At 63.3% G+C, this 10,413-nt stretch carries 10 protein-coding genes; 9 read left to right on the top strand and 1 reads right to left on the bottom strand.

Annotated elements, in window-relative coordinates:
* The first annotated feature begins 7 nt into the window (after window positions 1-7).
* The 5 genes from AB8B02_RS19610 to AB8B02_RS19590 are packed head-to-tail and all read left to right on the top strand — an operon-like array spanning window position 8 to window position 4,962.
* The gene (locus AB8B02_RS19610; protein ID WP_439059818.1) at window positions 8-1,321 is read left to right on the top strand and encodes an aminotransferase class III-fold pyridoxal phosphate-dependent enzyme; all 1,314 of its coding nucleotides are present in this window, start codon (window positions 8-10) and stop codon (window positions 1,319-1,321) included.
* 23 nt (window positions 1,322-1,344) lie between these two features.
* Window positions 1,345-1,710 (top strand): nuclear transport factor 2 family protein, encoded by a 366-nt coding sequence (locus AB8B02_RS19605; protein ID WP_120287008.1) that lies wholly within the window; start codon window positions 1,345-1,347, stop codon window positions 1,708-1,710.
* Between the two features lie 35 nt (window positions 1,711-1,745).
* Complete coding sequence (locus AB8B02_RS19600) at window positions 1,746-3,398, top strand: long-chain-fatty-acid--CoA ligase (RefSeq protein WP_439064930.1); 1,653 nt, start codon at window positions 1,746-1,748, stop codon at window positions 3,396-3,398.
* Window positions 3,395-3,817, top strand: a complete 423-nt coding sequence (locus tag AB8B02_RS19595; RefSeq protein WP_439064929.1) for a Zn-ribbon domain-containing OB-fold protein — start codon at window positions 3,395-3,397, stop codon at window positions 3,815-3,817. Before AB8B02_RS19600 ends, AB8B02_RS19595 begins: the two co-directional genes overlap by 4 nt.
* Complete coding sequence (locus AB8B02_RS19590) at window positions 3,814-4,962, top strand: acetyl-CoA acetyltransferase (RefSeq protein ID WP_439064928.1); 1,149 nt, start codon at window positions 3,814-3,816, stop codon at window positions 4,960-4,962. Before AB8B02_RS19595 ends, AB8B02_RS19590 begins: the two co-directional genes overlap by 4 nt.
* On the opposite strand, the gene AB8B02_RS19585 is transcribed toward AB8B02_RS19590, so the two are convergent.
* Window positions 4,928-5,068 (bottom strand): hypothetical protein, encoded by a 141-nt coding sequence (locus AB8B02_RS19585; protein WP_439065902.1) that lies wholly within the window; start codon window positions 5,066-5,068, stop codon window positions 4,928-4,930. The genes AB8B02_RS19590 and AB8B02_RS19585 overlap by 35 nt on opposite strands.
* 245 nt (window positions 5,069-5,313) lie before the next feature.
* Here AB8B02_RS19585 and AB8B02_RS19580 point away from each other — a divergent pair, with 245 nt between their 5' ends.
* From AB8B02_RS19580 to fba, 4 genes are read left to right on the top strand one after another with little or no spacing between them, the layout of a single operon-like run.
* A complete protein-coding gene (locus tag AB8B02_RS19580; protein WP_439064927.1) occupies window positions 5,314-6,351 on the top strand; it encodes a class 1 fructose-bisphosphatase in 1,038 nt (345 codons plus the stop codon).
* A 17-nt stretch (window positions 6,352-6,368) separates the two neighbouring features.
* Window positions 6,369-7,244: a phosphoribulokinase gene (locus AB8B02_RS19575; protein WP_439064926.1), complete on the top strand. Its 876-nt coding sequence runs from the start codon at window positions 6,369-6,371 to the stop codon at window positions 7,242-7,244.
* A complete protein-coding gene (tkt, locus tag AB8B02_RS19570) occupies window positions 7,241-9,277 on the top strand; it encodes a transketolase (protein WP_439064925.1) in 2,037 nt (678 codons plus the stop codon). The genes AB8B02_RS19575 and tkt overlap by 4 nt, the downstream gene beginning before the upstream one ends.
* A gap of 34 nt (window positions 9,278-9,311) precedes the next feature.
* Window positions 9,312-10,397 (top strand): class II fructose-bisphosphate aldolase, encoded by a 1,086-nt coding sequence (gene fba, locus AB8B02_RS19565; protein WP_439064924.1) that lies wholly within the window; start codon window positions 9,312-9,314, stop codon window positions 10,395-10,397.
* The last annotated feature ends 16 nt before the right edge of the window (window positions 10,398-10,413 follow it).

The raw sequence follows: 10,413 nt of genomic DNA, 5'->3' as shown, positions 1-10,413 counted from the left end.
ATAATCGATGAGCAGACTTTTGCGGACGGGCCTCAATGCCGGCGACAGCGCCCCCCTGACCGTGGTCGGCGGCGAGGGCGTCTATTTCCATCTGCAAGATGGGCGTCGCCTGATCGACGGCAGCAACACCGGCGGCGGGCTCGGCCATCGCCACCCGAAAATGGTGGAAGCCATTCGTGCAGCCGCGGATACGCCGGTCGTCAACGAAGGCTGGACCTGGATCGGTCGCGAGAAAGCCGCCGATGATCTGATCGGCACCGCCTTCGCGGGCGAGGAGGATTGGGTCGGCGGCGTACGCTTCTGCATCAGCGGCTCTGAGGCCAACGACATGGCGCTGTCGCTGTGTCAGGCCCTGTCGCAGAAGACGGCATTGGCGACGCGCGAGCGCGCCTATCATGGCCTCGTCGGTCTGTCGCGCAGCATGACTGTGCAGCCGCACTGGCATGGCGGCCTCGCGGTGCAGGCCGGCGGCTCGCGTCTACCGGCCCCGATGGCGCCGGTGAAGATCCTGCCTGCGCCAGATGGGGCGATCTATGGCGCGCCACTGAGCAACCAGCCGGTCAAGGACGTTCTCGCCGATGCCGGCGCGACGCTCGCGGACACCGCAGCGACCATCATCGATTACACGCAGGGCGGCAATTACTACGACGGCGACTATCAGGACGAAGTCGCTGATCACGCCGCGAAAGCAAATTCGATCTGGATAGCCGACGAAGTCGTCACCGGCGCCGGACGCTCCGGCCGCTGGTTCGCGTTCCAGGGCGCCAAGAGCCGTCCGGATATCGTCACCATGGGCAAGTCGCTCGGCGGCGGCGCTGCGGCGGTCGCGGCCGTGATCGTGTCCAAGAAGATCGTCGAGCAGCTCAAGGGATCGAGCTGGCAGAACTACGGCACGCTGCGTGGCCATCCGATCAGTATGGCCGCCATCAGCACCTATCTCAATGTGGTGACCGAGGAGGATATCCTCGCGCGCGTGCGCACGATGGAAGCATTCTTCACCAAGCGCCTGCTGGAAATCGCTCGTCGCCATCCGAGCGTCAGCCGCGTTGCAGGCCAGGGCCTGCACTGGACCGTCGAACTGCACGGGCCCGACTGGCGTTCATGGGCCGCCGACACCATGGAAAATCCGATCGCCTCGCGTGTCGCCGCGCGGGCGATGGAAGCCGGCGCCGTGATCGGCACCAGCGGCGAGCAGACCTCGCTGTTCCTGGCGCCGCCGCTGATCATTAGTGAGCAGGATGCCGAGCGGCTGCTCGCAGCGCTCGACCACGGACTCGAACTTGCCGACCAGGAACACGCGCGGGCCAGTGGCCTCAATTGAAACACGACAGCAGAGACTTGAAGATGCAAGACGAACAGGACATCCGCGCCGTCATCGCCGGCTATTTCGAAGCGCTGTATCACGGCGATGTCGCAGGCTTCCGCAAGGTACTCCATCCCCAGGTGCGGTTGTTTTCGGCCACCGACGGTACGCTCGTCAATCTCGATCTCGAAACCTATATGGGCATGGTTGCCGCGCGGCCGTCATCGGCGTCGCGGAGCGACCCGCGCGAGGACGACATCGTGAGCGTGTCCGTGGCATCGCCGACCACGGCCCATGCCCGCGTCAAGGACATGTATCTGCCGAAGCGCTTCGTCAACGAACTCTCCTTCATCAAGATCGATGGCCGCTGGCAGATCATCGCCAAGGTCTGGCACTTCTTCGCCTGATTAATTGCTGAAATGTACCTGTCAGGAGGCTTGCCGTGAGTGACGTCTCTCCGTTCTGGCCACCCGGCGAGCCGCACACGCTGCCGTTGCCCGAGGGCGTCCTCTACGATGCGCTGGTGCGGGCCGCGACGGCGCGGCCGGATCATCCGGCCACGCTGTTCTACGGCGGAGTTCTCACTTACGCGGAATTGTTACGGCAGGTAGACGCGCTTGCCGGTTATCTGCAGAACATCTGCGGGGTGAAGCGCGGCGACCGCGTGATGGTCGCGCTGCAGAATTCGCCGCAATATGTGATCGCGTATTACGCCGTCATGCGGGCCGACGCCGTGGTTGTGCCGATCAACCCGATGAACAAGACCGCCGAACTCGACTATATCGCGTCCGACAGCGGCGCCACGGTGGCGATCGTCGGCAGCGATCTCGTCGATGTTTTTGCACCGCTGCTTGGCAACGTCATCAACAGCATCATCGTCGCGCACTATCGCGACTATGTGCCCGAGACATCGCCTTACACGCTGCCAGCCTGCGTGACGCAAAACGGATCGTGCCCCACGGCGCCGGGTTGGCGCGCCTGGGATTATGTGATCGCTCGCAACGAGACGCCGTCGCCGATGACCGCGACGCCAGCCGATCTCTGCCTGTTCCCTTACACATCCGGCACGACGGGCAAGCCGAAGGCCTGCATGCATCTGCACTCGAGCGTGCTGTTCACGGCAGTGCTGCAGGCGCGCTGGTACCGGCTCGGTGGCGACGACGTGCTGACTGGCGCGCAGCCGTTCTTTCATGTGGCGGGCATGCAGGGCTCGATGAATGCGGCGATCTCGGTCAGCGCGACGCTGATGCTGATGGCGCGCTGGGATAAGGACCTGATCCCTGATCTGTTCGAGGCCCATGGCGTTACCTTCTGGAACGCGGCGCCGACCATGATCGTCGACGTGCTCTCCAGCCCGACATTTCGTGAAGCGTGTTTTGCGAAGCTCAAGGTCATCACCGGCGGCGGCGCGGCAATGCCGGTGGCGGTGGCCGAACGGTTGAAGACCCGCTTTAGCCTCGAATTCGTCGAGGGCTACGGCATGACCGAGACCATGTCGCCGACCCACATCAATCCGATGGAAGCGCCGAGGCGGCAGTGCCTCGGCATCCCGGTGCATCAGACGGATGCGCGGATCATCGATCCAGACACGCTGACCGAGCTCGGCAGTGACGCAATCGGCGAGATCGTGGTCAACGGCCCGCAGGTGCTGCAAAACTACTGGAACAAGCCTGAAGCGAACGAGACCGCATTCGTCACGCTGGGCGGCAAGCGCTTCCTGCGCACCGGCGATCTCGGCTATCGCGATCGTGACGGCTATTTCTTCGCGGTCGACCGGCTGAAGCGGATGATCAATGTCAGTGGCTTCAAGGTGTGGCCGGCGGAAGTCGAGTCCATCATGTATGGCCATCTCGCCATCAAGGAGTGCTGCATCATCTCGACGCCGGACAGCTATCGCGGCGAGTCGGTGAAGGCTCTGGTGGTCCTGCATGATGCGGCCAAGGCGTCGACAACGGCAGACGACATCATCGGCTGGGCGCGTGGCGCCATGGCCAATTACAAGACGCCACGCTCGGTGGTGCTGGTCGATAGCCTGCCGCGCTCGGAAAGCAACAAGATCAGCTGGCGGTCGCTGCAGGAAGCGGAGTGGACATGACGACAGCAACCTCGCCAGCGGCCGAGCTTGGTCCCGAAGGACAGTTCTGGGCCCATCTGCGCGCCGGCAGACTGATGATCCAGCGTTCGCGCTCTACCGGCGAATATGTGTTCTATCCGCGCCTGATCGCGCCGCGCAGCGGTGCCGACGATCTCGAATTCGTCGAGGTCGGCGGGTTCGGCACGGTCTATTCGACGACCGTCATGCGCCGCCCCGCGAAGCATGGCGGCGATTACAATGCCTGTGTGGTCGATCTCGACGAAGGCGTCCGCATGCTGAGCCGCATCGTGGACTGTGCGCCCGACGAAGTCCATATCGGCATGCGCGTGCAGGCGGTGATCACGCCGGTCGACTTCGGCACCTATGCGAACAGCGAGCAGCCCATCGTGCTGTTTCGCCCTGTGGGAGCTGCGTCATGAGCGGCTCATCGCTGCGTGGCAAGAGCGCCATCGTCGGTGTCGGCACCTACGGCCTCGGCCGTGCGCCCGGCCTGTCCTCGATGGATCTGATGGCCGGCGCCACTGCACGCGCCGTTGCGGATGCGGGCCTGCAGTTGAAGGATATCGACGGCATCTGCGGCGGCACGCTGTATCACATGTTCCCGACGCTCTCGATAGGAGAGTATCTCGGCATCCGCCCGAAATGGGCGTGCTCGGACATGACCGGCGGTTCGTCCTTCCTGTCGCATCTGCTGCAAGCCACCATGGCGATCGAGGCCGGGCTGTGCACCACGGTGCTGATCGCCTACGGCTCCAATCTCAAACAGGCCGGTACCTTCGGCATTCATGAACTGCCGACCTTCGAGAAGGTCTACGGCCTGGCGTCGCCGCTGCCAGGTTATGCGATGTGTGCCGCGCGACACATGTATGAATACGGCACCACGCGCGCGCAGATGGCGGAAGTCGCCGTCGCTGCGCGACAATGGGCGCAACTGCATCCCGATGCGACGATGAAGGCGCCGCTGACCATCGACGAGGTGCTGGCTTCGCCGCTGGTGGCCGATCCGCTCTCGCGGCTGGATTGCTGCCTGATGAGCGATGGCGGTGCGGCTGTCATCGTCACCAGTCCCGATCGTGCGAAGGCGCTCAAGCACAAGCCCGTCTATTTCCTCGGTGGGGCTGGTGCGAGCTGGAGCCGCGAAGTCTCGCAGATCCCGGATTTCTGCACGACGCCGACGGCGGAGTGCGCGCCGCGGGCATTCGAGATGGCGGGCATCGCCACGGTTGATGTAGATGTGTTGCAGCTCTACGACGCGTTCACCATCAACGTCATCATGTTCCTGGAAGACATGAGATTCTGCAAGAAAGGCGAGGGCGGCGCGTTTGTCTCCGGTGGCCGGATCGCGCCGGGTGGTGCTCTGCCCGTCAATACCAATGGCGGTGGATTGTCGTTTGCGCATCCAGGCATGTATGGGCTGTTCACGCTGATCGAAGCGACAGAGCAATTACGCGGCAATGCCGGCGCACGGCAGATCGCGGATGCCGAGATCGCGATCGCTCATGGCAATGGTTGCACCTTCTCGCATGAATTTACGGCCGTACTTGGCAGCGCCAACACGCTGTAGTGACAGATCTGTTGATGCCCACGCTTTGTGAATAATGGGCGATCTGGCCCGCCAGTGTCTGCAGATTGCGACTCTGCAGCGTGACCGCGGGCTGTGTCGGATGCAGTTTTTTGGCCGCAGCCGTGACCGAGCGATCGCGGTGAACGGCGGTCAGCGCGCAATTGGCGAAGGGTCAATTCCCGCAGAAACCGGCTCACCAGCCTAGCAACCTCTATAAGGAAAACTTTGCTCCGGCCAAAGATAAGAATATTTTACTAATTCTGCAAACTGGGATGTTGTTGGTGCGCGGACGGCCGAACGGCACGACGCTTTGAAAATGGCCCCGCAGAGGGCGGCGATGAGGGAACGGCTATGGATGAACGCGTGACATTGCGTTCGCATCTCGATCGCGCGGGGGCGAAGACGCCGAACCGGCTTGCGATCGCCGCCGTGATCGAGGGAATCGCCGCCGCATCCATCGACCTTGCCGACGTCATTGCCGACGGCCCGCTGGCCGGCATTACGGGTCGTCTCAGCGGCGTGAACTCCGACGGCGACGCGCAGAAGGACATCGATCTTGTCGCGGACAGGATGATGCGCCGCGCGCTGCTCGTGACCCCCGTCGCCGCCATTCTGTCGGAAGAGGCAGAATTGCCCGAAATCCTCGATGTCGCCGCGCCGCTATGTGTCGCGATCGATCCGCTGGATGGCTCCGCCAATCTTGAGAACAACATCTCGGTCGGCACCATCTTCTCGATCCGTCCGCGCGGTAACGATGTGGTTTCCACCTTCTTCGAGCCCGGCACAGCCCAATGCGCCGCGGGCTTCGTGGTCTACGGTCCCCAGACCACGTTGGTGCTGGCGCATAACGGGCATGTCGACATCTTCATTCTCGATCGCCGCGCGCGTGAATTCCTGCTTGTCGCACAAGGCGTCAGGATTGCGCCCAATACGCCGGAATTCGCCATCAACGCGTCGAACCGGCGGCACTGGCACGGTCCGGTGCGGACCTATATCGACGAATGCCTAGCCGGCATTGGTGGCGACGGCGGTGCTGATTTCAACATGCGCTGGATCGGCTCGCTGGTCGCCGAGTCACTTCGCATTCTCGTCCGCGGCGGCGTGTTCCTTTATCCGGCCGACGCGCGCCCCGGATACCGCGAAGGGCGCCTACGCCTTTTATACGAAGCGCACCCGATGGCGTTGGTCATGGAGTGGGCCGGAGGCTCCGCAACCACCGGCCGTCGCCGCATCCTCGAAATTTCGGCGCGAACACCGCACCAGCGCGTGCCGCTGATCATGGGCTCGATGCGCGGCGTTCGCGACGTTGCCGCCATTCACGAAGGCATCGAACCGATGTTCGACAATAGCGACGCACCGCTGTTTGCGCGGCGCGGCCTGTTTCGCTGAGCCGAGGGCAGAGCAAAATGTCGCGCAGCTATCCCATTATATCGATCACTGGTTCGTCGGGCGCTGGCACCACCTCGGTGAAAAAGACGTTCGAGAACATTTTCCGTCGCGAGAAAGTCGCCGCCGCCTATATCGAGGGCGATGCGTTTCATCGCTACAACCGCGTCGAGATGCGCACGAAGATGCAGGAGGAAGGCGAGAAGGGCAACAAGCACTTCAGCCACTTCAGCCCGGAAACCAACCTGTTCGAGGAGCTGGAGAAAGTCTTCCGCGACTACGGCGAGTCCGGTACCGGCACCGCCCGTCATTACGTGCACGACGAGGACGAAGCCAAATTATACGGGGCGGCACCGGGGACCTTTACCGAATGGGGCCCGCTGCCGGAAAAGTCCGACCTGCTATTTTACGAAGGTCTGCATGGCGCCGTGGTGACCGACAAGGTCAATATCGCCCAGCATGCTGACCTCAAGGTCGGCGTCGTTCCCGTCATCAATCTGGAGTGGATCCAGAAGCTGCATCGCGACCGCAAGGATCGCGGTTACACGCAGGAAGCCGTCACCGACACCATCCTGCGGCGGATGCCGGACTATGTGAACTACATCTGCCCGCAATTTGCCGAGACCGACATCAACTTCCAGCGTGTGCCGACGGTCGATACCTCGAACCCCTTCATCGCGCGGTGGATCCCGACGCCGGATGAATCGATGGTGGTGATCCGGTTGAAGAATCCGCGCGGCATCGATTTCCCCTATCTGCTGTCGATGATCCCCAACAGCTTCATGTCGCGCGCCAACTCGATCGTGATTCACGGCTCGAAACTGGATCTGGCGATGCAGCTCATCCTCACCCCGCTGATCCTGCAATTGATGGAACGCAAAAGGCGCACGGTATGAATATTCAAAGTCCCGCTCCCCAGATGGATCAAGCGACCGTTCCGCACGCGGATATGGCGAATGCGATTCGCTTTCTCGCGATCGACGCGGTGGAAAAGGCGAAGTCGGGCCATCCCGGCATGCCGATGGGTATGGCCGACGCGGCGACAGTGCTGTTCTCACGCTTCCTCAAATTCGATGCCGCCGATCCGGCCTGGCCAGACCGCGACCGCTTCATCTTGTCCGCCGGCCACGGCTCGATGTTGCTCTACGCGCTGCTGCATCTGACCGGATCGGCGGAGGTGACGCTCGATCAGTTGCAGTCGTTCCGGCAATGGGGCTCGAAGACACCCGGCCATCCCGAATACGGCCACACCGCGGGCGTCGAGACGACCACCGGCCCGCTCGGCCAGGGTATCGCCACGGCGGTCGGCATGGCCTTGGCCGAACGCCTGATGAATGCGCGTTTCGGCGACGGTCTCGTCGATCACTACACTTACGTGATCGCCGGTGACGGCTGCTTGATGGAGGGCCTCAGCCACGAGGCGATCTCGCTGGCGGGACATCTGCGGCTCAATCGTCTGATCGTGCTGTTCGACGATAACCAGATCTCGATCGACGGCGCGACCTCGCTGTCGTGTTCGGACGATCAGCTTGCGCGCTTCGCTGCATCGGGATGGTCGGCCTGCCGTGTCAACGGCCATGATCCCGAGGCCGTGGCCGCGGCCATTGCACGGGCGCGCGACAACGACCGCCCATCGCTGATCGCGTGCCGCACGGTGATCGGCTTCGGCGCGCCGAATCGGCAAGGCAGTGAGAAGGCGCATGGCGCGCCGCTGGGCGCGGACGAGGTTGCGAAGACGCGTGACGCGCTGCACTGGCCGCACGCCCCGTTCCACGTTCCCGATGTGGTGGCGCGACAATGGCGCGCGGTCGGCGCGCGCGGACAGACGGCGCATGCGGAATGGGTGGGGCGCGTTGCGCGTCTCGACGGCGCTGTGCGGGATTACTTTCAGGCCGCGCTGAAGGGCCAGCTTTCCGGCGGATACGACAATGCGCTGGCCAAGATTCGCGCCCATTTCTTGCTGGAGCGACCGAAGATCGCCACCCGGCAGGCCTCGCAACTCGTCATCGATGTCATTGCCGATGTCCTGCCGAATCTGCTCGGCGGATCGGCTGACCTCACCCATTCGAACCTCACGCGCGCCAGGATGCAGGCGCCGATCCAGCACGATGCCTTCGACGGCAGCTACGTCCATTACGGCGTGCGCGAGCACGCCATGGCGGCGGCGATGAACGGCGTCGCTTTGCATGGCGGCCTCATTCCCTATGGCGGCACCTTCCTGTGCTTTGCCGATTACAGCCGCCCCGCGATCCGGCTGGCCGCGTTGATGGGCATCCGCGTCATTCACGTGATGACGCACGACTCGATCGGGCTTGGCGAGGACGGCCCGACCCATCAGCCGGTCGAGCACCTGGCTTCCCTGCGCGCGATTCCAAATCTGCTGGTGTTCCGTCCCGGCGACGCCGTCGAGACCGCCGAGGCCTGGGATTGCGCGTTGCGGACGCCCCATGCGCCGTCGGTGCTTTGCCTGTCGCGTCAGGCGCTGCCTGTGTTCCGCGATGGCATCGATTCCACTAACCGGGTCGCGCGTGGTGCCTATGTCGTCATCGAGCCGGAAGGTGGCCGCGACGTCACCCTGGTGGCAACCGGCTCCGAAGTGTCGATTGCGATTGTTGCGGCAAAGCTGCTTGCCGATGACGGCATTCGCGCTGCGGTGGTGTCGGCGCCGTGCTTCGATCTGTTCCGGCAACAGCCCGGCGACTATCGGGCCGCAATTCTCGGCAGCGCTCCGCGCGTCGGTGTCGAGGCCGCGATCGAGGGCGATTGGGCGCGCTGGTTTGGCGATGGCGGTGAGTTCGTCGGCATGACCGGATTCGGGGCCTCGGCGCCTGCGGATGATCTGTATCGCGAATTCGGTATCACCGCCGCGGCGGTCGTAACGGCGGCGATGCGCTGCATCGCCCGCTCGCGCATCGCCGCCGCCGAATGAGTTGTTCGGGACAAGACAACGAAATGGAGGACCTATGGCACGCATTACGCTGAGGCAACTGCTCGATCACGCCGCCGAACATGGCTACGGCGTGCCGGCCTTCAACATCAACAACATGGAGCAGGGTCTGGCGATCATGGAGGCTGCCGCCGAGGTCGATGCGCCGGTCATCATCCAGGCCTCGCGCGGCGCGCGCTCCTACGCCAACGACTTCATGCTGGCGAGAATGATCGATGCGCTGCAGGAGATGTATCCGCAGATTCCGCTGTGCCTGCACCAGGACCACGGCAACGAAGAGTCCACCTGCGCCACCGCGCTACAGCACGGCTTTACCTCGGTCATGATGGACGGCTCGCTGAAGGCCGACGCCAAGACCGCTGCTGACTACGATTACAACGTCGACATCACGCGTCGCGTGGTCGATATCGCGCACTGGATCGGCGCCTCTGTCGAAGGCGAACTCGGTGTGCTCGGTTCATTGGAGCATGGCGGCGGCGAGCAGGAGGACGGCCACGGTGTCGAGGGCCAGGTCAGCCGCGACCAGTTGCTCACCGATCCGGATCAAGCCGTCGATTTCGTCCGTGCCACCAAGGTTGATGCGCTGGCGATCGCGATGGGGACTTCACACGGCGCCTACAAATTCTCGCGCAAGCCGGACGGCGACATTCTCGCCATGACGGTCGTCGAAGAAATTCACCGCCGGCTGCCGAATACGCATCTGGTGATGCACGGATCGTCATCGGTGCCGCAGCCTCTGCAGGACATCTTCAATCAATTTGGTGGCGAGATGCCGCAGACCTGGGGCGTACCGGTGGAGGAAATCGTGCGCGGCATCAAGCACGGCGTTCGCAAGGTCAATATCGACACCGACTGCCGCCTCGCAATGACCTCTGCCTTCCGCAAAGTCGCCGCGCAAACCAGAAGCGAATTCGATCCGCGAAAATTTCTGAAACCGGCGATGGACGCGATGCGCAACCTCTGCCGCGAACGCTTCGAACAATTCGGCACCGCGGGCCACGCCGCGAAGATCAAGGTGATTCCGCTGGCCGAAATGGCGAAGCGTTATCGCAGTGGCGCGCTCGACCCGAAGATCGGCAACATCGCGCAAGCTGCCGAGTGAACAGACCTTATTCCAT

The organism is Tardiphaga sp. 862_B3_N4_1, from assembly GCF_051811085.1.
Lineage (GTDB): Bacteria > Pseudomonadota > Alphaproteobacteria > Rhizobiales > Xanthobacteraceae > Tardiphaga > Tardiphaga robiniae.
The sequence above is the reverse complement of the archived record's forward strand: the minus strand, read 5'-3'. Positions and strand labels throughout refer to the sequence as shown.